This is a genomic window from Cognatishimia sp. MH4019, from assembly GCF_020177595.1.
In the GTDB taxonomy this organism is placed as follows: Bacteria; Pseudomonadota; Alphaproteobacteria; order Rhodobacterales; family Rhodobacteraceae; genus JAHTBL01.
Window position 1 is genome coordinate 16,903 of sequence record NZ_JAHTBL010000008.1, and the last position, 26,640, is coordinate 43,542.

Below are 26,640 nucleotides of genomic sequence, written 5' to 3' on the forward strand. Positions count from 1 at the left end.
GTTTTGGGTTAGTTGACCGTCACCCAGCGCAGCAGGAAGAAGTTATCCGCGCGCTGCGTCAGGTCGACATTGTCCTTTGCGGCCCAGATCAGCGGTTGGGTATAAAGCGGGATATAGGCCACCTCTTCCTGCGTGATGGCGACCACCTCGTCGATCAAAGCCTGACGTGCAGCAGGGTCAATCTCTTGCTGGATCATTGGCAGCAGCTCATCAACGCGGGCGTTGGAGTAGTTACCGAAATTCCACGATCCCAGCTTCTTTTCATCGTCCTGTGAGTGCATCAGGAAGCGGATCGGGTGCTCCATATCAAACGTGCCGGGCGACCAGCCGAGCAGATACATATCGAAGTCATCCTCGCGCAGTTGGGGCCAGTAATCGCGCACGGGGCCTGTGCTGAGTTCAGCGTTCAGACCAACGGCTGCGAACATGGAGGCCGCGGCGCGGCACAGCGCTTCGTCGTTGATGTAGCGGTCATTGGTGCATTTCAGGCCAAAGCTGAACCCGTCCGGATAACCCGCTTCAGCCAGCAATTCGCGGGCGCGGTCAGGGTTATATTCGGGGCGGTCACTATTGGCGTCCGAATAGCCCGAGATGCCCGCAGGAACCAACTGGCTGGCGGGTTGGATCTTGCCGCGGAAGAGCACGCGATTGATCGAGTCGATATCCAACGCATGGGCAGCAGCCAGACGCACATTCGGATCGGTGAACGGGTTCGCGTCAGTCACGTCGTCGGAGTAAAGCAGCGTTTCATGCTCGTGGCCAAAACCGAACATGATGACGCGGGTTTCCTCGCCTTCGAGCACCTTGAAGCCGTCGCGTTCTTCAACCTGCGCCACGTCCTGCAAGGGGATCGGCTGAATGAAGTCGATCTCACCCGACAAGAGCGCGGCCAGACCGGTGGCGGAGTTGCCAATCGGCGTGAACACGGCTTCGGTCACGTTATGCTCGGCCTCGCCCCACCAACCTTCATGCGGCGTAAGCACGGTGCGCACGCCCGGATCACGGCTGGACAATGTGAAAGGGCCAGTACCGTTGACGTTCATCGTGGCAAAGTTTTCGGCATCGCGAGCGGGCAGGGCGGCGTCATTGCCCTCGGCCCAGTCTTTGTCGAGGATCATGAAGTTAGCGATGCTGTCGGGAAAGAGTGGGTTCGGTGCGGTGGTCACGAAATCAATCGTGAAGTCATCCACGACGCGCACATCCGCAACAGGAGCGAACCACGACCGCACGTCTGCCGCCTCGTTTGATGCACGCTGATAGCTGAACATCACATCCTCGGATGTGAAGGCCGATCCATCCTGAAACGTCACGCCTTCACGCAGCGTGAACCGCCAGCCGTTTTCGCCTTCAAGCGGCTCCCAAGAGGTGGCAAGCGACGGCTCAATCGACATGTCCTTGCCGCGCCGCACGAGGCCTTCGTAGATATTGTTCATAAAGGACAAAACCGGGGCCGAGTTCACTGCATGAGGGTCCATCGTTTGCGGGTCGGTTGTTGACGCCCAGCGAAACGTCTCGGCAGAAAGCGCGGTGCTCGACAACAGGACTGTCATGCACACCAGCGCGGAAGATTTCAGGGAATAAGTCATTGGGTCCACCCTCCCGGTGATATGAAGCCTCCCCACCCTGCGACAAAATGGACTAACGTCAAGCGCTGGCTGCCTCGCTGACGCCAGATCAAGTGCTTGTGATAGCCCCAGCGGAAGGCCCATTGCGCCCACAGAGCTATGCGTTAGGCTTGCCCCTGAGGCGCAAAAAAATGAGAGGGCAGGCAGATGCTGACCAGACGGATGTTCGGACTTGGAGTGATGGCGCTGGGCGTCTCGGCCTGTGGGGCGACACCGCCGATAACACCACGTTCGCAAGGCGGCCTGCCCGCCGATTTGCGGCCTGTCCCAAACGCCAGTTATGATGCCTGGGTTTCTGCCTTCCGCAGCCGTGCAACCCGCCAAGGCATCTCAGAGCAGACGTTGAACGCGGCGTTCCGTGGCGCAGGCTATCTGCCCGGTGTCGTGCGCCGCGACCGCAACCAAACCGAGTTCAGCCGGAGCCTTGAAGACTACCTGTCGATTGCAGCGTCCGATGAGCGGATCGCCAAGGGCCGCGCCGCGTTTTCGCGCCACCGCAGCACCCTGAACGCGCTGGAAGCACGTTACGGTGTTGATGCCGAGATTATCACCGCCATCTGGGGACTGGAGAGCTTTTACGGAGAGCGGCGCGGTGACGTGCCGGTGATCTCTGCGACCTCGACACTCGCCTTTGACGGGCGGCGCGGCGCATTCTTTGAACGTCAGCTGATCGCGGCTCTGCGGATCATCCAAAACGGTGATATCCCAGCCAGTCAGATGACCGGCAGCTGGGCGGGCGCGATGGGCCACACGCAATTCATCCCGACCTCGTATCAAGAGTTTGCCGTAGATTTCACGGGCGATGGCCGCCGCGATATCTGGTCAGAAGATCCCAGCGATGCGCTGGCCTCGACCGCTGCATATCTGCAGCGCAACGGTTGGGTGCGCGGGGTCCGCTGGGGGCAGGAAGTGACCGGTGCTGCCAGTGGCGCTGTGTTGCAACCCCAAGCCGGTGGACCGCGCTTTCAGACCACGCGAAATTTCCGTGTCATCAAGCGCTATAACAATTCTGATGCTTACGCGATTGGGGTGGGCCATCTGGCTGACCGCATCTCAGGTGGCGGTCCGTTGCGCGCCAGCTTCCCCCCGGATGCCAATGGCTTGACCAAAGAGGATCGTATCATATTGCAAGAGCGCTTGACCGCGCGGGGCTTTGACACCCAAGGGGCAGATGGGGTGATTGGCGCAAACACAACTGCCGCCATTGAGGCTTATCAGGCCAGCCGAGGATCGCCCGTGACAGGCACTCCGTCCCCCGCGATGCTTCAGGCTTTGCGCTAGGCCGATAACGCGTGATGGACAGCGCGCGCGATGATGCGTTCTTCGTCTGTCGGGATGATCATCACGCGGGTCGCGCCCGTACCAATCTCGCGCGCATTCGCTGCGTTGGCCTCAGACGAAACCGAGATGCCCAGATACTCCAACCCCTCACAAATGCGCTGCCGAATGGGCGCAGCATTCTCTCCGATACCGCCGCAAAAGATGATGGCATCAACCCCGCTGAGCACCGCCGACAGCGCGCCGATTTCGCGCCGCGCGCGGAACACGTAATAGTCAATCGCCTCTGCGGCTTGTGGGCGTTTGTCAGCAAGCAATGTGCGCATGTCGCTTGAGATATTCGAAAGGCCCAGCAAGCCGCTTTGTTCGTAAAGCAATTCGTGAACTTCCTGCGGGGCCATGCCTTTTTGCTTGATCAGATACAGGATCACGCCTGGATCAATCTGACCGCAGCGCGTCCCCATGGGCAGCCCGTCCAGCGCGGAAAAACCCATGGTGGAGCCAACGCTCATGCCTTGCCGGATCGCACACATCGACGCGCCATTGCCCAGATGCGCGATGATGATCTTGCCAGCATGAAGCTCAGGATAATCGCGCGCGATCACGCCTGTCACATAGTCATAGCTGAGCCCGTGAAATCCGTACCGCCGGATACCTTCCGCATAGTAAGACCGGGGCAGCGCGAAGGTGTCATTGACCCAAGGATGATCCCGGTGAAAGGCGGTGTCAAAGCAACCGATCTGCACAGCCTCAGGGAACATCTTTTGCGCAGCGGCCACGCCCGCAAGGTTTGGTGGTTGGTGAAGCGGCGCAAGCGGGGCAAGGCTCTCAAGTCTGGCCAGCACGTCTGGCGTCAGGACTTGCGGCGCAACCAGATCTGGCCCTCCATGGACGATCCGGTGCCCAACCCCTGTGATGTTCAGCCCGTCGATATGCGGACTAAGCGCAGCCATGACCGCCTCCAGCGCTATCGCGTGGGTCGGTGCAGTCACAGGGGTTTTGGATTTTCGAACTGTCGTCTCTATCTCTAACAGCGCCCGGGCACCGATCCCATCAACCTGCCCATGCAGCAACATCTCAGGTTCGGCCACATTACCGTAAAGCCCGAATTTCAAGGACGAAGACCCGGCATTCAGCGTGAGTATCCCTGTCTTCCGCCCTGTTGCGGCGGCGGGAGCGGAGGCCGTTTGAAATGTGTCTGCGCGCATCATTGGCCTTTCAGGATTCGGGGGACGAAGCATCGAATAGGTCACAGGTTAGGACATATTTCGCTTAGGTAACAAATCGGCAAAAGCGCGCGGCTGAAATTTGGCAAGCAGATGCATAAAACCCCATTGCCCTTTTCAAAGCTCTGCTGCTATATCGCGCAAGTTCGTTTTGAACAGAGCCCCTATAGCTCAGCTGGTAGAGCAACTGATTTGTAATCAGTAGGTCCGCGGTTCGAGTCCGTGTGGGGGCACCATTTCTCTAAAAGATATGTTGGTTTTCAGACCTGACCCCGCACCGGGTGCAGAGCGTCCGCGCATCAGTCCACCTTTCGCTAGTCTTGTTTTACCAAGGGATTACTGGTGGCTCGTCCAGGCGCGATTGCGATTCTATGGGTATTGTCGATTGAAATGTTCTGTTCTGACCGTTTAACAGAACTCAGATAGGTGCGAATTCGGAGAAACGTAGACAATTGATTGTCCGTCACACAGCCATCGAGATAGGTTAAGCTAACAGTCGCGTCACAGTCGAAAGGTCATCGCTAAGGTGGTTTGGTGAAAGATCTGTCTCAAAAAGCGGGCGCGAGTTAGAAAAGCCGCGAAGAAGAGAAAATGGTGTCGCGGTAGCGCGGCGGATAGCATCAACTGGCGGGTCACCGACAGCATTTACCATTGTCGACAGGGCTTGCCTCATTTCCAGATCAGCGCCTGCCAAAGTACCGTCTTTCAAGGTCAATCGCTGATCTTTGCGGATCACTTGTCTGCCGTTAAGGACAAACCCAGAAATTTGCGATCCGGCAGTTGCCATTGCATCTGTCACAAGCATGATGCGGTCGCTATTCGGTGCAGCTGCCAAGGCGATGCGGATCATTTCTGGGTGAACGTGTATTCCATCCGCGATTAGCCCCGCATGAATATCCCCACGCGCGAGTGTTGCACCGACGAGACCGGGTTCACGATTGCCCATTTGGCTCATTGCGTTGAACAGATGCGTCACGCAACACGCACCAGCATCGAATGCAGCCATGCTTTCATCAAAACCTGCGTCTGTGTGACCGAGCGAGACAATAACACCTGCATCAGACATCTTGCGAATTTGAGCGTTTGTTGTGTTTTCGGGGGCGACGGTTATCATGACATTGGGCAGGCGTTCGGCTGCACGCAGGACGGTTGCGAGGTCATCGTCATCCATTCTCCGGATGAGTTTCGGATCATGCGCGCCTTTTCGCGCCACTGATAAATGCGGCCCTTCCAGGTGGATCCCGACGACACCCTCAATGCGTTCGGCAACTGCCTGCTCCACCGCAGCAATTGCCGCCTTCGTACGGCGAGGTGTGTCTGTGATCAGGGTTGGCAAGACCGCAGCGGTTCCAATGGATGCATGGGCAGCGGCGATGTTGCGCAGGGCCTCGACAGACTGGTCATCATTGAACATGACGCCGCCGCCCCCATTGATCTGCAGATCAATGAAGCCCGGAGCTATGATCCCGCCGCGTAGCTCTTCTGTCGGGCAGCCATTCGGCACGTCTTGACGGGCTGTGATGCTGCGGGACGTATCGGTGTGAATTAGGAAGGCGTGGTCATCGTAAATTTCGACCCCATCGTGGATGCGCGCACCAACAAAGGCCTTAGCGATTGTGCTCATACCGTTTCAGTCACTTTTTTCAGATGACGTGGCGCGTCCGGATTTATCCCTCGCGATTGTGCGACCCGTTCAACCATGGAATAGAAACTGGCGATTAGGCTGATTGGATCGGTCAGCGCGTGACCCGTCCTCACGGTCTCTAAAACAGCCGCTTTTTCGAGTTTGCTGCTTGTTGCAAAAACGGTTGCCCCCTTCGCTGAAATCTCGTCGGCGACACTGGCCAGTGCGGTTTCAGCATCGTCCCTTGCGGCAAGGCCAATGACTGGAAAGCCGCCATCAACGATGGAAACCGGACCGTGCAGCACCTCGGCAGACGAGTAGGATTCGGCGTGGATTTGACATGTTTCCTTGAATTTCAGCGCGGCTTCGTTGGAGATGGCATAAGCCGGTCCACGCCCAAGGCAGAAGATTGAATTTTGACCATCCAAGGCAGCCCTTACCTCAGGCCAATCCAGCTTCACGGCCGCTTCCAGTTTAGAGGGCAGCTCGGAAATCGCGCGGCGCAGATCATCATCATCGGCGCATTCGGCGAGAAGCCAGATGCCCGCAATGGCAGAGTTTACGAATGTCTTGGTGGCGGCAACGCTAATTTCAGGTCCAGCATGCAAGTTAAGTGTGTGATCCGCGACCTGCGCCAGCGGGCTGTCCATGTGGTTCGTCATTGCAATGGAGAGCGCGCCACCCGCGCGCGCCATGCGCGCCATCTCAACGATGTCAGGGCTTTTTCCAGATTGTGAAACGGAAAGGCATACACTGCCGCGAAGCGTCAGTTTACAGCCGTAGATCGACGCAATGGACGGCCCGATCGATGCGACCGGTGTGCCCAATAAGAGTTCCGACGCATACTTGAGATAAGTTGCCACATGGTCGGAAGAGCCACGTGCAACGCTGACCATAAATTGTGGGTCGCATGCTCTGACAGCCTCGGCCGCGCGGCGGATTGCGTCGCCACCATTGGCCAGCAAACGCTCGGCCGCAACAGGAATTTCTAGCACTTCCGTGCGCATTTGGGTTTGGGCAGTTGTCATGTTTTGCACCTACTCTTTGGCAAGGCGAAGCTCGGCTACGAAGTTGTAGGCGTCTCCCCGATATATGGATTGCGTGAATTCGACGACCTGACCATCACGCAAGTAGGAAACGCGTTCTATGCGCAGCCCAGCGGCCCCGACAGGGACGTCCAGAAGGTTGGCGTCTTCCTCTTCAAGGTTGATGGCCGAAATTTTCTGGAGCGCTCGATGCGGCCGCCTATTGAAACGCTCGAGGACTTCATAGAGCGACGTTTCCACTTCCAATGGATTTGGAAGTGTCTCCGTTGAAAGTGATGCGCGTTCGATCGCCATCGGTTTGTCGTCCGCGGTTCTGAGCCGTGCGATCCGAGACACAGACGCATCCGGTGTGAGAGCAAGCGCCAACACCTCATCCGGTGACGGCATGAATATCCCGCGCTCCAGCCAGACACTGGTCGAGGTCATTCCCCGACGCGACATGTCCTCGCTGAATGACGTTAATCGCGAAAGGGACTGTTCGAGCTGTGGCGTATTGGATGCAATGAAAGAGCCGTGCCCTTGTTTTTGGACAATGACCCCATCTTCGGCGAGCGCCTGGAACGCTTTGCGGACAGTGACCCGGGAGGTTTCCGTGATGGATGCGATTTCACGCTCTGGCGGTAACGGGCTGCCCGCCTTGAGTACGCCCTGTTCAACACCGTCACTCAACCGTTTGCGCAACTGCACATAGCGCGGCCCGCCATCGGGTTTCAGCCAATTATCAGGGGCCAAGAAACTTGCGATATTCATGAAACGCCCTCCTGACATGTCTCGGCCCTTGCTTTGGCAAAGGCAAAAGCACCGTCCAGAGCATTTCCGAGGGGCTTGACCAGTCCGGCGGTGACATCATCAGGCAAATAGCTTGCGTAATGCGGCCCGACACCGCCCGTCAGACACAGCGGGTCGCCAGCATTGAATTGCAAAACCTTTAGACACCGCAACAAATGAGTAGCGCCTTTTTGAACAATCTTCTTGCCGATAGGGTCGCCGGCCTTTGCCCACGAGACGACCTCTGGCGCAAAGGCCCCATAGTCACCAGGCTTCGCCGACATGCTGAACGCAACAATTTCATTTGGATCGTCGCCGAACTTTGCAAACAAGGCGCGGGTCAGTTCGCTGTGCTGTGCTATGCCATCGTGGCACAACAACACTTGGCGAAGGCATTTCTTGCCCAGCCAGGATCCTGATGCCTGATCTCCGACGTAAAAGCCCCAGCCGCCCAGGCTTCTGTAAACACCATCCTTGCGACCGGCTGCAATCGTGCCGGTTCCAACGGACAGCAGGACCCCGTCCTGGCCACCAAATGCGCCGTTGAGCGCCGTCGAGCGGTCATCGGTGACAAAGGTATCTCGGTAAGGGAGCGCAGAGGCCACCATTTGAGCATCTTGGGTGGTCATGACGCCGGCCAGGCCCAGATGCGCCGTCGCTGTGCTCAAGCGATCCACGGCAATCGCACCATCTATTGCGGCGGCTTCGACGGTTTTGATGATGTTTCCAATCGCAAGCTCAGGATCAGAGGCGATGTTCGCGCGACCACCTTCTGCCCGAGCCACCACTTTGCCATCTAAGGTTCCGATGGCAACGCGGCACCCTGTGCCGCCGCCATCGACGCCAATGATGAGGGTATTTGCTGAATCAGACATATAATACCTATAAGATACCTTTTATGAGGGTGCTAGGTACTTTTCGAATAAAATTAAGAAGATTTCATAAGTTTTTCCCTATTTAAGAAAAGTTGTGGACAAAAGGTATTATAAAGGTATTGTATTGAGAATGGAGAGATTCTAATGCGGTTACCAACAACAGAAGCGTTGCCCAGTGGACCAACCATTGATGTGCAGTCACCGCTTGAGGCGGCGAAACTCATGCTTGATGGGCAGTCAGCCGCAATTGAGGCGGTGCGGGCCGCGAGCGCCAGCATATCAAATGGTGCACGAAAATTGGCCGCGGCAATCCGGTCTGATAATCGCCTGCACTATGCAGCGGCAGGAAGCTCTGGCCTTATGGCGCTTGCGGATGCAAGCGAACTGCGGGGAACCTTTGGCATTCCAACCGACAAGATTCTAATTCACATGGCGGGGGGGCGTGCCGACTGACGGCCACATGCCTGGCGATACAGAGGACGACGAAGGCGCCGTCGCGGCGATTGCCGAAACCATTTCGAAACATGATGTTGTGATTGTCCTGTCGGCCAGTGGCACAACGCCGTTTGCGCTTGCGACTGCGCGAGCTGCGAAAGCCAAGGGTGCGGTCGTCATTGGGGTTGCCAACAATCCAGGTACGCCGCTGTTGGACATTTCAGATGAGCCAATCTGCGTTGCAACACCCCCAGAGGTGATTGCTGGATCCACAAGGCTGGGCGCCGGTACGGCACAAAAGGCGACGCTCAATCTTATGTCGACTTTGATGGGTGTTGATCTGGGCCATGTCTATCTTGGTGAAATGGTCAACGTCGTCGCTGACAATGCCAAGCTGGTCCAGCGCGCCATCGGAATGGTGTCGCGTATTGCCGATGTTTCTGAAGACGCGGCGCAGGCGGCAATCGAACAGGCAAATGGCGCTGTGAAACCGGCCATCCTTGTCGCATCTGGGGTCTCGCCTGAAACGGCGGCAGACCTTCTCAAGCAGAATGAGGGACGCCTTGGCCCCTGCCTGTCATCACTAAAATCAAACCAAATGACTTCGTCAAACTAGGGAGAATACTATGAAGAAATCCACGTTTATTGGTGCCATGATGGCCACCTCCGTTCTTGCAGGCGCTGCCGCTGCGCAAGATGTTACGCTCACCATCGAAAGCTGGCGCAATGACGACCTTGCGATCTGGCAGAACGAGATCATTCCGGCATTTGAGGCCGCACACCCCGGCATCAAGCTGAACTTCACGCCGTCTGCCCCGGCTGAATACAATGCGGTGTTGAACTCCAAACTGGATGCGGGTTCTGCTGGCGACATCATCACCTGCCGCCCGTTTGACGCGTCATTGGCGCTGTTTGAGGCCGGGCATCTGGCAGACATCAGCGATCTTGATGGAATGGCAAACTTCTCGCCAGTCGCCAAATCTGGCTGGAGCACAGACGACGCATCCGTTCAGTTCTGCGTGCCTATGGCATCGGTGATCCACGGGTTCATCTATAACAAAGACGCGTTCGCCGAACTCGGCCTTGAAGTGCCGACAACCGAGGAGGAGTTCTTCGCGGTCCTTGATGCGATCAAGGAAGATGGCAGCTACATTCCAATGGCTATGGGCACAAACGACCAATGGGAAGCCGCAACAATGGGCTACAACAATATCGGTCCAAACTACTGGAAAGGTGAAGAGGGTCGCCTTGCGCTTCTGGCGGGTGAGCAGTCGCTAACCGATGAGGGATGGGTCGCACCATATCGCCAGCTGGCACGTTGGGGTGAGTATCTGGGAGGCGGGTTTGAGGCGCAAACCTATCCCGACAGCCAGAACATTTTCACACTTGGCCGCGCAGCAATTTATCCGGCAGGCTCTTGGGAAATTTCCGGGTTCAATAACCTGGTCGATTTCGAAATGGGCGCGTTTTACCCACCTGTGCAGAATGCTGGTGACACGTGCTACATCTCCGACCACACCGATATCGGCATCGGGATGAACGCGGCGACAGAAAACGCAGAAGAGGCTGCGATTTTCCTCAACTGGGTGGGCTCGTCCGAGTTTGCGACGATTTTTGCCAACGCGCTGCCGGGGTTCTTCCCTCTGTCAGATGCACCGGTGACACTTGAAGATCCACTGGCGCAAGAGTTCATCTCTTGGCGCGGCGCGTGCGAAAGCACGATCCGATCCACCTATCAGGTGCTGTCGCGTGGCACACCAAACCTTGAAAACGACACATGGAATGCTTCCGTGGCCGTGATCAAAGGCGAAGAAAGCCCAGAAGATGCGGCTGCGCGCCTGCAGGCGGGTCTCGAAAGCTGGTACGAACCACAGCAGAACTAAGTAATTCCCCCGGCCCTGTGCGGCGGCCATCGCTGCGCAGGGCCAAATCCCCAGCATCACGGACTATTTGCAAGGCGTCTTCCCGGCGCTTTCCAAATAGATCGTATCAAATCGAAGGACCAAGAAAATGGCAGAAAAACCACGTTTCCGTTGGCATATCGTTGTGTTCCTGGCACCGGCCGTCTTGGTCTACACGGCCGTTATGATCTATCCGCTGTTCAATACACTGCGGCTGTCGCTGTTTACCGAAGTTGATCAATCGCGGGTCTACGTTGGATTACAGAACTTTCGAACGCTCTTCGGAGATGCCGTCTGGTCCACGCAGTTCTGGAACGCGCTGGGCAATAATTTTTGGTTCTTCATCATTCACATGCTGGTCCAAAACCCGATCGGGATCGCGCTTGCTGCGATCTTGAGCCATCCCAAGCTGCGTTTTGCAGCCTTCTATCGTTCCGCCATCTTCATCCCGACAATCCTGTCCTTCGTGATCGTTGGGTTCGCCTGGAAACTGATCCTGTCGCCAATCTGGGGAATCGCGCCGGGGATGCTGGATGCCGTGGGCCTCAAATCGCTCTACGCGCCTTGGCTGGGCAAAGAAGAATACGCGCTGACCACCCTGTCGCTGGTGTCGGTCTGGCAGTTTGTCGGGATCCCGATGATGCTGATTTACGCCGCGCTCTTGTCGATCCCCGACGAGATACTTGAGGCCGCCGAAGTCGAAGGGATCACGGGGCTCTCGGCCTTCTGGAAGATCAAATTGCCACTGATCCTGCCCTCCATCGGTATCATTTCGATCCTGACATTCGTGGCGAATTTCAACGCCTTCGATCTGATCTATGCCGCGCAGGGCGCATTGGCAGGGCCTGATTTCTCAACAGATATCTTGGGCACGTTCATGTACCGGACATTCTTTGGTTTCCAGTTGCAACTGGGTGACCCGCATATGGGATCGACCATCGCCTCGGCCATGTTCGCAATCATCCTTGTCGGTGTGTGTCTGTACCTCTTCGGTATCCAGTCACGCATGCGCCGCTATCAGTTCTGAGGAGAATGAGATGAATGCTGCTCGTCAAAACCGCTTCAACACATTTGCCGCGCATGGTGCGCTGATCCTCTATACGTTGATCGCCTTATTCCCGGTTTTTATCATTGTCATCAATAGCTTCAAGGACCGCAGATCTATCTTTCGGGAACCACTTGCGCTGCCAAACGCCGAGAGCTTTTCGATGATTGGGTATGAGACAGTTCTCAAGCAGGGTGACTTCTTTCTTTATTTCCAGAACTCGATGATCGTGACGGTCGGCTCGCTATTTTTCATCCTGCTCTTTGGCGCTATGGCCGCGTTTGCGCTTGCCGAATACCGCTTCAAAGGCAACACTTTGATGGGGCTTTACCTTGCGCTGGGGATCATGATTCCGATCCGCATCGGCACCGTCGCCATCTTGGAAATGATGGTTCAAACCGGTCTCGTGAACACGCTTTGGGCCCTGATCCTTGTCTATACGGCGCAAGGCTCGCCGCTTGCTGTTTTCATCCTGTCCGAATTCATGCGCCAGGTCAGCGATGATCTCAAAAATGCAGGTCGCATCGACGGATTGTCCGAATACCGGATATTCTTCCGTCTTGTTCTGCCCTTGGTGCGCCCTGCTATGGCGACGGTCGCTGTCTTCAACATGATCCCGATCTGGAACGACCTGTGGTTCCCGCTTATCCTTGCGCCTGCTGAAGAAGTGAAAACGCTGACACTCGGAAGCCAGGTCTTTATCGGTCAGTTTGTCACCGACTGGAACGCGGTTCTTTCTGCTCTGTCATTGGCGATCCTGCCTGTGTTGGCGCTTTATGTGATCTTCTCGCGCCAGTTGATCCGTGGCATCACGTCTGGTGCGGTCAAATGAGGGTCCTTATCGCTGGCCTGGGTAATATGGGGCGCAGCCATGCGTTGGCCTATCACGCCCACCCCGAGGCTGAGATCATCGGATTGGTCAACCGCTCTGAGGTTGATCTGCCCGAGGCGTTGCAGGGCTATCCGCTGCATGACACTTTCCGCGGAGGTCTCGCTCTTAAGCCTGATCTGGTCTGCATCGCGACCTATTCCGACAGCCATGCCGAGTACGCGATTGCAGCTATGGAGGCTGGCGCGCATGTGTTTGTCGAAAAACCGCTGGCAACAAACGTGGCAGACGCGCGCGTCGTGGTGGCGACAGCCACGCGTTTGCGGCGCAAACTGGTCGTTGGATATGTCCTGCGCCACCACCCTAGCTGGCAGCGTTTGATCGCAGAGGCACGGGATCTGGGCGGGCCTTACGTGTTTCGCATGAACCTCAACCAACAGTCGGATGGCGACACTTGGGCGACCCACAAGGCGCTTATGGAAACCACCAGCCCGATCGTGGATTGCGGTGTGCATTATGTGGATGTGATGTGCCAGATCACCGATGCCAAGCCTGTTCGCGTCAATGGCATGGGGCTTCGGTTGTCTGATGAGATTGCAGCGGACATGTACAATTACGGCCAGCTTCAGGTCTGGTTCGAGGATGGCTCGGTCGGCTGGTACGAAGCGGGCTGGGGGCCGATGATGTCGGAAACTGCGTTCTTTGTGAAAGACGTGGTGTCCCCCAACGGGGCCGTCTCCATCACCGACGGCAATAAAGGTGCGTCCGATGACGTGGATGGCCACACCAAGGTTGGCGGGATTCTTGTGCACCGCCGTGACGGTGACGAACTGATTGAACTGACGGGTGAGCCTGGCCACCAACAGCTTTGCGATGCCGAAGCCGCCTTCATGATGAGTTCAATCAAAACCAACAACGATTTGACAAGCCACATGAACGACGCTGTCCAATCACTTTCCATATGTCTGGCTGCCGATGAAAGTATCCGGTCGGGCCGCATCATTACTTTAGGAGACACCGAATGACTGCCCTTACTCTCACAGATGTATGCAAATCCTTCGGCGCGGTGGACGTTCTTAAGGAAATCAACCTCACAGTCGAGGATGGAGAATTTGTCGTATTCGTAGGCCCGTCGGGCTGTGGCAAATCCACGTTGCTGCGGGTCATCGCCGGGCTTGAAGATGCCACTCGTGGCACGGTTGAGATCGGTGGCGATGTTGTCAACAACACGCCCCCGGCCAAGCGCGGCATTGCGATGGTTTTTCAATCCTACGCGCTTTATCCGCACCTAAGCGTGCGTGACAACATGGCGCTTAGCTTGAAGCAGGAAAAACAGCCCAAGTCCGTTATCGAAGAGCGTGTGAGCAAAGCCGTTCAGATGCTTGATCTGGGCGCCTATGTAGATCGCCGCCCTTCTGATCTGTCTGGCGGTCAGCGCCAGCGGGTTGCCATCGGACGTGCCATTGTGCGCGACCCCAAGCTGTTTCTCTTTGACGAGCCGCTGTCCAACCTCGATGCCGCTTTGCGCATGAACACACGCATCGAAATCGCCGAACTTCACCGCACGCTCAGCGCGTCGATGATCTATGTGACCCACGACCAAACCGAGGCTATGACGCTTGCGGACAAGATCGTTGTGCTGCGCGACGGGCGCGTTGAGCAGGTCGGCAGCCCGATGGAGCTTTACAACAATCCAGCGAACAAGTTTGTCGCCGGGTTCCTTGGCTCACCAGCGATGAACTTCTTGCAAAAGGCGCCGATTGATCTGCCTCAAGGTGGTACACTTGGCGTTCGCCCTGAACACCTGCGATTGGAAAAAGGCGGCCGGATCAAAGGAACGGTGACGCATGTGGAACGTTTAGGCGGCGACACAAACCTTCTTATTGCCACGTCCCAAAAGGAGGAAATGACGGTGCGTCTGTTTGGTCAAGACAGCACCGCTGTGGGTGCGTCTGTCGAACTCGAGTTTGATAACAGCTCGGCCTTTGCCTTTGATACCAACGAGCAACGCGTCGCATTTTAGTGCTTAACCAGCTTCTGGAACAAATATCCTTCGCGGTATCTTAGGCGCTAGACTTAACCAAATTATTGTAAGTGAAAGGGACGAACGGCCGGAATGGGTTGAAATGCGCGACCGTTTACTTTCCTGCCGCAATAGCAATATCAGCGAGTGTTGTTTTGTCCAACTCGGCAAGAAAGACCCGCTCGGCGGCCTGAAGCTTGCCTTTCAAGCCGCAGCGGCCATCCAGCGAACAGTTGTTTGAGCCATCTGCCAGACATTCGACCAGCGGTTGGCCGTGTTCAAGTAGGCGTACCAGACTTCCCAAACGCAGGTCTTGCGGCTTGTGGACCAAGATTGCGCCGCCGCCACCGCCTCGCCTCGTTTGAACAACGCCCGCTTGGGACAATCGCTGAATGATTTTGCTCAGATGATTGCGGGATAGATCAAGCTCGTCTGCAAGGGCCGCTGTCGAGAATACTTGATCTGGGACACTTGCCATCCGCATCAACATACGCAGTCCGTAGTCGGTGAATGAAGTCAGGCGCAATTAAAGGCTCCTTCATGAATTGGTATTTAAAATACTTATTAGCGGACGTATGCGTTTGTGCAAGCCAAAGGGCTGAAGAGATACTCCATGACCAGCACAACACAGCAAATGCGCAGTTGGCAGGGGCCTGTGATCCTAAGCTACGGGTTCCGGCCTTTCTTTTTCGGAGCCGCGGTTTGGGCGGCGCTAGCGATGCTGCTTTGGGTGCCGATGATCACCGGTTATCTGCGCCTGCCGACGGCCTTTGATCCGCTCACATGGCATGCGCACGCGTTTTTGTTCGGCTACCTGACTGCTGTGGTGGCCGGGTTCCTCCTGACGGCGGTTCCCAATTGGACCGGGCGGCTGCCTATCGTCGGATGGCCCCTTGGCGGATTGTTCGCCCTTTGGATCGCAGGGCGTTTTGCTGTGATGTTTTCGGCGGGCATGTCTCCACTTTTGGTCGCGGTGATTGATCTGGCGATGCCTGTCGCCTTGGCCATCGTCATCGCCCGTGAGATCGTTGCAGGCAAGAACTGGCGCAACCTGATCGTGCTGGGCATGCTCGGGGTTTTGATGCTGGGAAATGCTGTACTTCACTGGGAGGCCGCGCGGGGCGATATGGCGGCGCAAGGGTATGGGCTGCGGATTGGTCTGGGGGCGGGCTTGATGATGATAGCCGTGATCGGGGGACGGATCGTGCCATCGTTTACGCGTAACTGGTTGGTCAAACAGGGGGCTTACAAACTACCCACCCCGCCGATGCAGCGGTTTGACAAAATTGCGTTGCTTGGCTTGCTCGTCGCACTTGTCAGTTGGGTGGCGTTGCCTGAGACGCTTTTTGCCGCGCTGTTGTTAGCGCTGGCCGGCATGCTGCATCTGGCGCGGCTGACGCGCTGGGGAGGGCTGCAAACCCGTCGCGAACCTTTGGTTATTGTCCTGCACGTCGCATATTTTTTCGTGCCAGTTGGCGCGCTGGCGATGGCTGTTCAGATCATCTTGCCGACAGCGATAGGCCTTGGTGCGGTCCAGCACCTTTGGATGAGCGGTGCCATCGGATTGATGACGTTGGCTGTGATGACACGCGCGACGCTGGGCCATACCGGCCAAACGTTGCGCGCGGGGTCGGGGACATTGGCGATCTATAGCGCAGTCATGCTGGCGACCGTGTTGCGCGTAGCCGCGGATATCTGGCCGTTGTTTGCCACCGAGCTTTATAGCGCTGCAGGTCTGGCGTGGCTGGTCGCTTTTGGCGGGTTCGCGTTGTTGTACGGGCCGTTACTCCTGCGCGCCGCACCAGCCAAAGCGCTTTAGGCATGCAAGGCTGGGCTTCGTTTATCGCCGCTTTTGTGGTGTTCTTTCTTAGCCATTCCATCCCGGTGCGTCCGCCCGTGCGGGCCGCTCTTGTGCGGCGCTTGGGTCCGACTGGCTTTACGCTGGCGTATTCGACCCTGTCCCTGACAGTTCTGGCGTGGCTGATCGTGGCGGCGGGGCGCGCGCCTTATGTCCCGCTTTGGTCTTGGGCACCGTGGCAAAACACGGTCGTCCTTATCGTGATGGCCGCTGCGTGCCTGCTGCTTGCCACGGCAATCGGGCGACCAAACCCGTTTTCCTTTGGCGGCGCGCGAAAGGACCCGTTCGATCCAGACACTCCCGGAATTGTAGGCCTGTGCCGTCATCCGCTGCTGGTGGCGCTGGCCCTATGGGCCTTTGCGCATATCCTGCCGAACGGCAACTTGGCGCATGTGATCCTGTTTGCGGTCTTTGGCGGTTTTGCAGTCCTTGGTCAGTGGATTATCGACCGGCGCAAACAAAAGCAAATGGGCGGAGATTGGGCCAAACTGTGGGCGCAAACCCGTCAGGTGCCACGACGCCTCGCAGGGATCACCCTTCGCCGATGCATCGCAGCTGTCGTGCTGTGGGTGAGCCTGATTGCGCTGCATCCCTTAGTGTTCGGGGTCAGCCCTTTACCCTAGGCCTCGGGCTTTTCGTCTTCGATCCATGTTTTCGCGGCCACGGCGCGGGGCAATCCCGATGGACCGATCGCCAATAAGGCGACCTGCTGGATCGCCGCCTCGTCAATGCCTTCCAAGCGGGCGCGTCGCGTATGTGAATGCACCGCCCCTTCCGAGGATGCGCCTATCGCAAGCGCAAGCTTGACCAGACGCTTTTCGCGGTCGGTCAAGGGCCCGGCGGTCGCGCAGGCTTTGCCCAGATCGGAGTAGGCCTGCCAGATGTCTGGCTGCTGGTCTGCAAGATCTCCAGCGGCGCCGGGCATGGTCTTTGTCATGGAAGGATGTCCTTAGATTGCGTAGTCGTCGATAAGGGGTGTGGGCTTTGCAAAGGTCTCAAGATCTGCCTGATCGGTGATGGTGATCTTCGTACCTGAGACAATGACGCCATAGGCTTTCAGCCCTTTGAAAGCGCGGCTCAGATTTTCTGGTGTCATCCCCAGAAAAGAGGCCAGTTTGCGCTTTTCCAGCACAAGTTCGAATTCGCGCGCGCCATTGCTTTTGATCTGTTGTCGCAAAAGATAGTTGGCCAGCCGCTCAAGCGAGGTCCGCAGCTTGTTGTCTTTTTGCGATTTAATAACGGATCGGTAGCACTGTGCGAGTTCCGTGACGATTGCGCAGGCAAAGTCATGATCCGTAGAGAATACGCCGCGGACATCCTGGCTGGGAATAAGTGCGATGCGGCTTTTTTCGCGGGTTCGGGCAGACATCAGGTAGGGTGCATCCTTGATGGATGCCGCCAGAATGAAAGTAGATACTGGCCAAACTGTCGCCATCGTCGTTTCGCGATTGTTCCAGCTTGAAAACAGCTCGACCGAGCCGGACAGGACAATATGAAGAAAGTCACTTGGATCGCCCTCGGAAATCAGATCGATCTGTGGCGGGAAGGTTTGAACATAGGAGCCTCGCATGAGCGCGGAAAAGTGCTCATCGGACATGTGTTCAAAAAGATGAAGACCCCGGATATCCGGGTAGTCCGACTCTGGCATGCCCAATAACACTTGAATATCTCCCTTGATCTTTATCAAGTTATCGATTGATAAATGTCAATAACTAACTTGATTTCTGTTTCGTGGACCTTTGACCTGCCGCCACCGCCAACATGACATCTTTAGGTAAGTCATTTATTTTACAAGGTATTTTACCATTTCTTGATTTGGATCAAGAGAGATATCGCCGTTCCCCCGCAGCTTCTTGGCAACGCACTCAACTTTCCGATTGAGCGCAATAAGCCGAAGGGGACATTCGATGGAACTACAAAACAAGGCCACAGCTCTGTGGTCAAACTTTCTTAACGTAAAGATGGTGCAGATCAGAACCTTCCACATGACGTGGTTTGCGTTCTTCTCGTGCTTTTTTGCGTGGTTTGGCATCGCCCCTTTGATGAGCGTCGTGCGCGACGAGCTGGGGCTGACACCTGATCAGATCGGGTGGGCGATCATCGGATCGGTCTCGATGACGATTTTTGCTCGGCTGTTTATCGGATGGCTTTGTGACCGGATCGGCCCGAGGAAATCCTATACCTGGCTGCTTTTGATTGGCTCTTTGCCTGTCATGGGGATCGGCCTCGCGCAGAATTTCGAGACGTTCCTGATGTTCCGGGTTCTGATCGGCGGTATCGGTGCGGCCTTTGTCATCACTCAATATCATACATCCGTGATGTTTGCGCCCAATGTGGTGGGGCAGGCGAACGCAACCTCAGCCGGATGGGGCAACCTTGGCGGCGGTGTGACCCAGTTTGTAATGCCCTTGCTTTTCTCGGTCATGGTCATCGGCTTTGGTTTTTCCGAGGCGGTCGGCTGGCGTCTGTCGATGGTGGTGGTGGGTGTCATCATCTTCCTGACCGGTATCGCTTATTATTTCCTGACCCAGGATGCGCCGGACGGCAACTTTGACGATCTGCGCGCCGCTGGCAAAATGGAAGAAAAGAAGAAGGTGACCGGCAATTATATGCAGGCCCTGAAAGACCCCCGCGTCTGGGTGTTGTTTGTGATCTACGGTGCCTGCTTCGGTATTGAGCTGACAGTGAACAATGTCGCGGCACTCTACTTCATGGACTACTTTGACCTGAACTTGGTCACTGCTGGTTTCGTCGCGGCCTCGTTTGGTCTGATGAACCTCTTTGCCCGCACCCTGGGCGGTCTGTTCGGCGACAATTTCGGTTCGCTTTGGGGTCTCAAAGGCCGCGCGTTTTGGTTGTTCATCTGCCTGTTCTTTGAAGGCTGCGCCCTGATGGTCTTTAGCCAGATGAGCGTGCTGTTCCTCGCATTGCCGGCGTTGATCGTGTTCTCACTGTTCACCCAGATGGCTGAGGGTGCAACTTACTCTGTCGTGCCTTTCATCAACAAAAAGGCGCTTGGCGCTGTTGCTGGTGTGGTCGGTGCAGGCGGCAACGCGGGTGCTGTTCTGGCAGGCTTTCTCTTCAAGAACGTCATCGACTGGAGCGAAGCCTTCTTCATCCTCGGCATCGTTGTGACCTGTGCGTCCTTCCTTGCCTTCTTCGTCCGGTTCTCGACCCGGCAGGAAGACGAAGAGCGCGCCAACTTTGCCGCCGCCAATATCGAAACTCTGCGGGCCCGTGCCGAGAAAGCCAATGCAGCCCTTGAAGAAGGCATGACGGCCATCGCTCGCAAGAACGGCTCTCAGCCAGCCGAATGAATTCCGAATTGGCGGGCTGATGAGCGGCCCGCCTCTCAAAATACGCCACAACGGGAGGACCCCACCATGGCGACCACAGTAACCTCTTCAGCCAACTCAGGTTATCTTTTGACCGATTGGCGGCCCGAGGATACCCAGTTTTGGGAAACCGACGGCAAACGTATCGCAACACGCAACCTTTGGATTTCGATCCCCAACCTGCTTTTGGCCTTCTCGGTCTGGATGGTTTGGTCGGTTGTTGTCGCCAAGATGCCTGCCATCGGCTTTGACTTTTCGGTCGGCGAACGCTTCTGGCTTGCAGCCTTGCCGGGCTTGTCTGGCGCAACCCTGCGGATTTTCTACAGCTTCATGGTGCCGATTTTTGGCGGACGTCGCTGGACCGCAATTTCAACAGCCTCGCTTTTGCTGCCTGCGCTGGGCATCGGTTTTGCGGTGCAAAACCCCGAAACAAGCTATTCGACCTTTCTGATCCTCGCGCTGATGTGCGGCTTCGGTGGCGGTAATTTTGCTTCGTCCATGGCGAATATCGCTTTCTTCTATCCGAAGAAAACCAAAGGCAACGCGCTGGCCTTGAACGCGGGTCTTGGCAACCTTGGTGTGTCGGTCATGCAGTTTGTCGTGCCGGTTGTGATCACCATGGGTGTCTTCGGCGCAATCGGTGGCGAGCCACAGCAACTGTCTGATGGCGGTCAGCTGTTCATTCAAAATGCAGGCTTTATCTGGGTTCCCTTCCTTGCCGTCAGCGCTGTCGCTGCCTGGTTTGGCATGAACGATATCGCAGATGCGCAATCGTCGTTCAAAGAGCAGTCGATCATCTTCAGCCGCAAGCACAACTGGATCATGTGTGTGCTATACACCGGCACTTTCGGCAGCTTCATCGGTTATGCTGCGGGCTTCCCGCTGTTGATGAAGACGCAGTTCCCTGAAGTGAACGTGCTGCAATATGCTTTCCTTGGTCCGCTTGTGGGTGCGCTCAGCCGTGCTGCAACCGGCTGGGTGTCGGACAAATTTGGCGGCGGTCGTGTGACCTTCTGGTGCTTCCTTGCGATGATCGTCGCGGTCTTCGGTGTCCTGCAATTCCTGCCGTCCGAGGCGACACCTGACGGTAATTTCTGGGGCTTCTTTGCGTGCTTCATGGCGCTGTTCTTCCTGACCGGCGTCGGCAACGCGTCGACCTTCCAGATGATCCCGTCGATCATGCGCCAGGAAGTGCCGCGTCTGATGTCCAATCTGGACGAAGCTGCGACCCTCAAGCAGTCCGAGCGTGAAAGTGCGGCCATCATCGCCTTCACTTCAGCCATCGCAGCTTACGGCGCCTTCTTCATTCCGAAGATGTATGGCACCTCGATTGCGATGACCGGCGCACCAAATGGCGCGTTGTGGGCCTTCCTCGGCTTCTACGCGGTCTGCGCTGTGATCTGCTGGATCTTCTACAGCCGCAAAAACGCACCTGTTCCTTGCTGAACTCATAAACGCCACTGCGCCCGGACACCGTTCTGGGCGCAGGTAGCCAACAAGAGGAAAAAGCCATGAGCCACCTGCTCGACAAACTCAACTTTCTGGACTCAAAGAACCTCGAGACGTTCTCTGACGGGTTCGGCAAGGCCACGAATGAAAGCCGCGATTGGGAAGACACTTATCGCAATCGCTGGCGCCACGACAAAGTTGTGCGGTCTACCCATGGGGTGAACTGCACGGGCTCATGCAGCTGGAAAATCTACGTCAAATCCGGAATTGTGACGTGGGAAACCCAGCAAACAGATTATCCGCGCACCCGCGCTGACCTGCCCAACCACGAACCGCGCGGTTGCGCCCGTGGGGCAAGCTATAGCTGGTATCTGTACTCCGCGAACCGCGTGAAGAACCCGCTGATTCGGGGCCGGTTAATGAAGGTCTGGCGCAAGATGCGCGAAACGATGGACCCGATTGCCGCGTGGACAAAGCTGCAAGCCGATCCGATCCTGCGCGCCTCTTACGTGGAGACACGCAGCAAGGGCGGCTTCGTGCGCGCCACCTGGGATGAAGCGACCGAGATTACGGCCGCCGCCAACGCCTACACCGCGAAAACTTATGGCCCCGACCGCGTGTTTGGTTTCTCGCCAATCCCTGCAATGTCGATGGTCAGCTACGCTGCTGGTTCGCGCTATCTAAGCCTGATGGGCGGCGTGTGTATGTCGTTTTATGATTGGTACTGCGATTTGCCGCCAGCTTCGCCGATGACTTGGGGCGAACAAACAGACGTGCCCGAAAGCGCGGACTGGTACAACTCGGGCTACCTGCTGCTCTGGGGCTCGAACGTGCCGCAAACGCGGACGCCTGATGCGCACTTCTATACAGAGGCCCGTTACAAAGGGACCAAATCCGCCGTCATCTGCCCGGACTATTCCGAAGCTGCAAAGTTCGGCGATGTCTGGCTGAACGCCAAGCAGGGGACCGATGCGGCCCTCGCCATGGCCTTTGGCCACGTGATCCTGCGCGAGTTCCATCTTGACCGCCAGGCCGAGTATTTCGAGGACTACACCCGCAAGTATTCCGACTTCCCCATGCTGGTGAAGCTGGAAGAAAAAGACGGCAAGATGATCCCGGGTCGCTTCCTGCGTGCTAATGATCTGGACGGCAAGCTGGGCGAAGACAACAACCCCGAATGGAAGACCGTCGCCTTTGACGAACTCTCAGACGGGCTGGTCGCGCCAAATGGCTCTGTCGGGTATCGCTGGGGTGAAGACGGCGAGTGGAACCTTGAGGAAAAGGCGAAAGAGGCCGACACCAGACTGAAGATGTCTCTTGTTCTTGAAGAGGATCATGATGATGTCGTCGGCGTTGATTTTCCCTATTTCGGGGGGGAGGCCTATGGGCAGTTTGAAACGGATGCCGATCACCCCGACGTTCTGACACGCAATATCCCCGTCAAGCGGGTCAAGACCGAGAACGGTGAGATTGCCGTTGCGACTGTCTTTGACCTTTTCTGCGCCAACTACGGTCTGGATCGTGGTCTGGGCGGTGACTGGGTCACATCCGATTACGCGGATGAAATGCCCGGCACACCGGCTTGGGCGGAAAAGATCACGGGCGTGCCTGCTGACAAAATCGCCCATGTTGCCCGCGAATTTGCGGACAATGCCGAGAAGACCAACGGCAAGTCGATGATCATCATCGGGGCCGCGATGAACCACTGGTTCCACATGGATATGAACTATCGTGGGGTTATCAACATGCTGGTCATGTGTGGTTGTGTCGGGCAATCGGGTGGTGGCTGGGCGCATTATGTGGGCCAGGAAAAGCTGCGTCCGCAAACCGGTTGGCAACCGCTGGCCTTTGCGCTGGATTGGAACCGTCCGCCGCGGCACATGAACTCGACCTCGGCGTGGTATGCGCACACGGATCAGTGGCGCTACGAGACCCTGAAAGCCGATGAGATCTTGTCGCCCACAGCGCCGGACGGTGATTGGGATATCAGCCTGATCGACTACAACATCCGGGCCGAGCGTATGGGCTGGTTGCCATCGGCACCGCAGCTCAAGACGAACCCGCTTGAGGTCGCGAAAGCTGCGAAAGAGGCAGGCAAGGACATCCCGGCTTACGTGGCCGAGAACCTGAAATCTGGCGATCTGGAAATGTCCTGCGAGGACCCGGACAACCCGGCCAACTGGCCGCGTAACCTGTTTGTCTGGCGCTCGAACCTGCTGGGATCCAGCGGCAAGGGCCATGAATACTTCCTCAAGCACCTGCTTGGCACCGATCACGGTGTGATGGGCAAGGATCTTGGCGAAGATGGTGGCCAACTGCCGAAAGAGGCCAAGTGGCACGAGGATGCGCCGCGCGGCAAGCTGGACTTGCTGGTGACCATCGACTTCCGGATGTCCACTACGGCGGTCTATTCCGACATCGTTCTGCCAACGGCCAGTTGGTACGAAAAGGACGACATGAACACGTCGGACATGCACCCGTTCATCCACCCGCTGCAAGCGGCGGTGGACCCGGCGTATGAAAGCAAATCAGACTGGGAAATCTTCAAAGCCATCGCGAAGAAATTCCAGGAGATCGCACCGGGTTATCTGGACAAGGAAACCGACATCGTTGCGCTGCCGATCCTGCACGACACCCCTGCGGAAATTGCGCAGGATCAGGTGAAGGACTGGAAGAAAGGCGAATGCGACCTGATCCCAGGCAAGACAGCGCCTGCCTATGTTGCGGTCGAGCGGGATTATACCGCGATCTATGACCGTTTTACAGCGCTTGGCCCGCTTATGGACAAGCTTGGGAATGGCGGCAAAGGCATCGCCTGGAACACACAGGAAGAGATCGACAATCTGTGCGCGCTGAACGGCGTGCAGCTGGATGGGTCTGCGGCTGGCCGGCCAAAGATTGAAAGCGCGATTGATGCCTGCGAGGTCATCCTGATGCTGGCGCCCGAAACCAACGGCAACGTCGCCGTGAAGGCTTGGGAAGCGCTGGAGAAGGCCACCGGGCGCGAACACGCGCATTTGGCCGAGGGTGAGCATGGCAACAAAATCCGTTTCCATGACATCGCTGCACAGCCGCGCAAAATCATCTCAAGCCCCACATGGTCGGGGATTGAGTCGGAAAAGGTCAGTTACAACGCGGGCTACACGAACGTGCATGAGCTGATCCCGTGGCGAACCCTGACAGGGCGACAACAGCTGTATCAGGATCACCTTTGGATGCTGGCCTTTGGTGAAGGCTTTATGTCCTACCGCCCGCCGGTTGATCTGAAAACGATCACAAAGGATGTGCAGGATGATGGCGACAACCTTGTGCTGAACTTCATCACGCCCCACCAGAAATGGGGCATCCATTCGACCTACACAGACAACCTTTTAATGCTGACGCTCAACCGCGGTGGGCCGGTGGTCTGGATTTCCGAAGTGGACGCCAAGTCAGCCGGTATCGTCGATAACGACTGGATCGAGGTTTACAACACCAACGGTGCTTTGACGGCGCGGGCGGTTGTGTCCCAGCGGATCAAGGAAGGCACGACCTTCATGTATCACGCGCAGGAAAAGATCGTGAACACGCCGGGCTCTGAAAAGACAGGGCATCGGGGCGGTATCCACAACTCGGTCACGCGGGCGGTTCTGAAGCCGACCCACATGATCGGTGGCTATGCCCAGCAATCCTACGGATTCAACTACTACGGCACCGTGGGTGCAAACCGGGACGAGTTCGTCGTGGTCCGCAAGATGAAGAAAGTCGACTGGCTCGACAAGGAAAAGAGCTGGGAAGCACCTGCACAGGAGGCAGAGACATGAGAATCCGCGCACAAATCGGCATGGTGCTGAACCTCGATAAATGCATCGGGTGTCACACCTGCTCTGTCACGTGTAAGAACGTCTGGACCAGCCGCGACGGCGTTGAATACGCCTGGTTCAACAACGTGGAAACCAAACCCGGACTTGGCTATCCAACCGACTGGGAAAACCAGGAGCGTTGGAAAGGCGGCTGGGAAAGGACCAAGGCGGGCAAGCTGCAACCCAAACAGGGCAGCAAATGGCGGATCCTGTCCAACATCTTTGCCAACCCGTCCATGCCCGAGATCGACGACTACTATGAGCCGTTTGATTTCGACTATGACCACCTGAAATCAGCCCCCGAGATGGAGGCGTTCCCAACGGCGCGCCCTCGTTCCAAGATCACCGGTGAGCGGATCGAGAAGATCGAGAAAGGCCCGAACTGGGAGGAAATCCTTGGCGGTGAATTCTCGAAACGGTCCGAGGATTACAACTTTGAAGGCATCCAGAAAGAGATCTACGGGGAATACGAGAATACATTCATGATGTATCTCCCCCGGCTCTGCGAACACTGCCTGAACCCGGCCTGTGCCTCGTCCTGTCCATCGGGCGCGATCTACAAGCGTGAAGAAGACGGCATCGTTCTGATCGACCAGGAAAAATGCCGTGGCTGGCGCATGTGCGTGTCGGGCTGCCCCTACAAGAAGATCTACTACAACTGGGAATCCGGCAAATCCGAAAAATGCACCCTGTGCTATCCACGGATCGAGTCCGGCAATCCGACGGTCTGTTCAGAAACCTGTGTCGGGCGCATCCGGTATCTGGGTGTCATGCTTTATGACGCCGACAAGATCGAAGATGCGGCCAACATGGAGGACGAACAGGATCTCTATGATGCGCAGCTTGGCGTGTTCCTTGATCCCAACGATCCTGTTGTGATCGAGACCGCGCGTGCGGACGGCATCCCGGAAGATTGGATCAAATCGGCTCAGGAAAGCCCGATCTGGAAGATGGCAATGGAGTGGAAGGTCGCCTTCCCACTGCACCCGGAATACCGGACGCTGCCGATGGTGTGGTACATCCCGCCGCTGTCGCCCATTCAGAACGCCGCCGAGGCGGGTGCGATTGGCACCAGCGAAGGCATGCCAGATGTCAAAGATCTGCGCATACCCGTCAAATATCTGGCCAACATGCTGACCGCGGGCGATGAAGCCCCCGTCGTCACCGCGTTGGAACGGATGCTGGCAATGCGATCATACATGCGCTCGAAATCCATCGAAGGCGTCATCGACGAAGGCATCGCGGCGCGTGTCGGTCTGTCGGGTCGGGTGATCGAGGACATGTATAAAATCATGGCCTTAGCCGACTACGAAGATCGCTTCTTCATTCCGACCACCCACCGTGAACAGGTTGAAGAAGCCTATGATCTGCGCGGCGGATGCGGCTTTACCGACACCAATGGTTGCGGTGGCGGATCGTCAAAAGGGTCGCTGTTCGGCGGCTCTAAGAAACCCCTGAAAATGCCGACGGAGGCACTGTGA

Annotated in this window: 23 protein-coding genes and 1 tRNA gene; 15 read left to right on the plus strand and 9 right to left on the minus strand. The window is 56.8% G+C overall.

Annotated elements, in window-relative coordinates; all coding sequences use genetic code 11:
- Positions 1 to 8 precede the first annotated feature (8 nt).
- Complete coding sequence (locus KUW67_RS13865) at positions 9 to 1,586, minus strand: ABC transporter substrate-binding protein (protein ID WP_224825921.1); 1,578 nt, start codon at positions 1,584 to 1,586, stop codon at positions 9 to 11.
- 186 nt (positions 1,587 to 1,772) lie between these two features.
- On the opposite strand from KUW67_RS13865, the gene KUW67_RS13870 reads away from it, so the two are divergent.
- Positions 1,773 to 2,906 carry a lytic murein transglycosylase gene (locus KUW67_RS13870; RefSeq protein ID WP_224825922.1) on the plus strand — a complete coding sequence of 378 codons (1,134 nt, stop codon included), beginning with the start codon at positions 1,773 to 1,775 and terminating at the stop codon, positions 2,904 to 2,906.
- Here the strand turns inward: KUW67_RS13870 and KUW67_RS13875 are convergent.
- Positions 2,903 to 4,111 (minus strand): acetate/propionate family kinase, encoded by a 1,209-nt coding sequence (locus KUW67_RS13875; protein WP_224825923.1) that lies wholly within the window; start codon positions 4,109 to 4,111, stop codon positions 2,903 to 2,905. The two genes, KUW67_RS13870 and KUW67_RS13875, sit on opposite strands and share 4 nt — an antisense overlap.
- 178 nt (positions 4,112 to 4,289) lie before the next feature.
- Here KUW67_RS13875 and KUW67_RS13880 point away from each other — a divergent pair.
- Positions 4,290 to 4,365 (plus strand) — tRNA-Thr (locus tag KUW67_RS13880).
- 248 nt (positions 4,366 to 4,613) lie between these two features.
- On the opposite strand, the gene nagA is transcribed toward KUW67_RS13880, so the two are convergent.
- From nagA to KUW67_RS13900, 4 genes are read right to left on the minus strand one after another with little or no spacing between them, the layout of a single operon-like run.
- On the minus strand, positions 4,614 to 5,753 hold the full coding sequence (nagA, locus tag KUW67_RS13885) for an N-acetylglucosamine-6-phosphate deacetylase (RefSeq protein WP_224825924.1): 1,140 nt from the start codon (positions 5,751 to 5,753) through the stop codon (positions 4,614 to 4,616).
- On the minus strand, positions 5,750 to 6,781 hold the full coding sequence (locus tag KUW67_RS13890) for an SIS domain-containing protein (RefSeq protein WP_224825925.1): 1,032 nt from the start codon (positions 6,779 to 6,781) through the stop codon (positions 5,750 to 5,752). Before KUW67_RS13890 ends, nagA begins: the two co-directional genes overlap by 4 nt.
- Positions 6,782 to 6,790: 9 nt before the next feature.
- On the minus strand, positions 6,791 to 7,549 hold the full coding sequence (locus KUW67_RS13895; protein WP_224825926.1) for a GntR family transcriptional regulator: 759 nt from the start codon (positions 7,547 to 7,549) through the stop codon (positions 6,791 to 6,793).
- Complete coding sequence (locus KUW67_RS13900) at positions 7,546 to 8,442, minus strand: BadF/BadG/BcrA/BcrD ATPase family protein (protein WP_224825927.1); 897 nt, start codon at positions 8,440 to 8,442, stop codon at positions 7,546 to 7,548. Before KUW67_RS13900 ends, KUW67_RS13895 begins: the two co-directional genes overlap by 4 nt.
- A 144-nt stretch (positions 8,443 to 8,586) precedes the next feature.
- Between KUW67_RS13900 and KUW67_RS13905 the strand changes: the two genes are divergently transcribed.
- The 7 genes from KUW67_RS13905 to KUW67_RS13935 all read left to right on the plus strand — a co-directional run bounded on the left by KUW67_RS13905 (position 8,587) and on the right by KUW67_RS13935 (position 14,675).
- On the plus strand, positions 8,587 to 8,895 hold the full coding sequence (locus KUW67_RS13905; RefSeq protein WP_224825928.1) for a hypothetical protein: 309 nt from the start codon (positions 8,587 to 8,589) through the stop codon (positions 8,893 to 8,895).
- Between the two features lie 7 nt (positions 8,896 to 8,902).
- A complete protein-coding gene (locus KUW67_RS13910) occupies positions 8,903 to 9,493 on the plus strand; it encodes an N-acetylmuramic acid 6-phosphate etherase (protein WP_224825929.1) in 591 nt (196 codons plus the stop codon).
- Positions 9,494 to 9,503: 10 nt separating this feature from the next.
- Positions 9,504 to 10,760, plus strand: coding sequence for an ABC transporter substrate-binding protein (locus KUW67_RS13915; protein ID WP_224825930.1), 1,257 nt, complete (start codon positions 9,504 to 9,506; stop codon positions 10,758 to 10,760).
- 127 nt (positions 10,761 to 10,887) lie between these two features.
- The gene (locus tag KUW67_RS13920; RefSeq protein WP_224825931.1) at positions 10,888 to 11,805 is read left to right on the plus strand and encodes a carbohydrate ABC transporter permease; all 918 of its coding nucleotides are present in this window, start codon (positions 10,888 to 10,890) and stop codon (positions 11,803 to 11,805) included.
- Positions 11,806 to 11,815: 10 nt separating this feature from the next.
- Entirely contained in the window at positions 11,816 to 12,655 is an 840-nt protein-coding gene (locus tag KUW67_RS13925) for a carbohydrate ABC transporter permease (RefSeq protein WP_224825932.1), read from the plus strand.
- A complete protein-coding gene (locus tag KUW67_RS13930) occupies positions 12,652 to 13,677 on the plus strand; it encodes a Gfo/Idh/MocA family protein (protein ID WP_224825933.1) in 1,026 nt (341 codons plus the stop codon). Before KUW67_RS13925 ends, KUW67_RS13930 begins: the two co-directional genes overlap by 4 nt.
- Complete coding sequence (locus tag KUW67_RS13935; protein WP_224825934.1) at positions 13,674 to 14,675, plus strand: ABC transporter ATP-binding protein; 1,002 nt, start codon at positions 13,674 to 13,676, stop codon at positions 14,673 to 14,675. The genes KUW67_RS13930 and KUW67_RS13935 overlap by 4 nt, the downstream gene beginning before the upstream one ends.
- A 115-nt stretch (positions 14,676 to 14,790) precedes the next feature.
- Here KUW67_RS13935 and KUW67_RS13940 read toward each other — a convergent pair whose 3' ends face one another.
- Positions 14,791 to 15,201 carry an Rrf2 family transcriptional regulator gene (locus KUW67_RS13940; protein ID WP_224825935.1) on the minus strand — a complete coding sequence of 137 codons (411 nt, stop codon included), beginning with the start codon at positions 15,199 to 15,201 and terminating at the stop codon, positions 14,791 to 14,793.
- A gap of 87 nt (positions 15,202 to 15,288) precedes the next feature.
- Here KUW67_RS13940 and KUW67_RS13945 point away from each other — a divergent pair, with 87 nt between their 5' ends.
- Together KUW67_RS13945 and KUW67_RS13950 are read left to right on the plus strand one after the other, a co-directional pair.
- Positions 15,289 to 16,494 carry an NnrS family protein gene (locus KUW67_RS13945; protein WP_224825936.1) on the plus strand — a complete coding sequence of 402 codons (1,206 nt, stop codon included), beginning with the start codon at positions 15,289 to 15,291 and terminating at the stop codon, positions 16,492 to 16,494.
- Between the two features lie 2 nt (positions 16,495 to 16,496).
- Positions 16,497 to 17,156 carry an NnrU family protein gene (locus KUW67_RS13950; protein WP_224825937.1) on the plus strand — a complete coding sequence of 220 codons (660 nt, stop codon included), beginning with the start codon at positions 16,497 to 16,499 and terminating at the stop codon, positions 17,154 to 17,156.
- Here KUW67_RS13950 and KUW67_RS13955 read toward each other — a convergent pair.
- On the minus strand, positions 17,153 to 17,470 hold the full coding sequence (locus tag KUW67_RS13955) for a carboxymuconolactone decarboxylase family protein (protein ID WP_224825938.1): 318 nt from the start codon (positions 17,468 to 17,470) through the stop codon (positions 17,153 to 17,155). The genes KUW67_RS13950 and KUW67_RS13955 overlap by 4 nt on opposite strands.
- A gap of 12 nt (positions 17,471 to 17,482) precedes the next feature.
- On the minus strand, positions 17,483 to 18,220 hold the full coding sequence (locus tag KUW67_RS13960) for a helix-turn-helix domain-containing protein (RefSeq protein ID WP_370634995.1): 738 nt from the start codon (positions 18,218 to 18,220) through the stop codon (positions 17,483 to 17,485).
- A gap of 220 nt (positions 18,221 to 18,440) precedes the next feature.
- Here KUW67_RS13960 and KUW67_RS13965 point away from each other — a divergent pair, with 220 nt between their 5' ends.
- The 4 genes from KUW67_RS13965 to narH all read left to right on the plus strand — a co-directional run bounded on the left by KUW67_RS13965 (position 18,441) and on the right by narH (position 26,640).
- Positions 18,441 to 19,850, plus strand: coding sequence for an MFS transporter (locus KUW67_RS13965; protein WP_224825939.1), 1,410 nt, complete (start codon positions 18,441 to 18,443; stop codon positions 19,848 to 19,850).
- A gap of 66 nt (positions 19,851 to 19,916) precedes the next feature.
- Positions 19,917 to 21,314 (plus strand): NarK family nitrate/nitrite MFS transporter, encoded by a 1,398-nt coding sequence (locus tag KUW67_RS13970; protein WP_224825940.1) that lies wholly within the window; start codon positions 19,917 to 19,919, stop codon positions 21,312 to 21,314.
- A gap of 65 nt (positions 21,315 to 21,379) precedes the next feature.
- A complete protein-coding gene (locus KUW67_RS13975; protein ID WP_224825941.1) occupies positions 21,380 to 25,120 on the plus strand; it encodes a nitrate reductase subunit alpha in 3,741 nt (1,246 codons plus the stop codon).
- On the plus strand, positions 25,117 to 26,640 hold the full coding sequence (narH, locus tag KUW67_RS13980) for a nitrate reductase subunit beta (protein WP_224825942.1): 1,524 nt from the start codon (positions 25,117 to 25,119) through the stop codon (positions 26,638 to 26,640). Before KUW67_RS13975 ends, narH begins: the two co-directional genes overlap by 4 nt.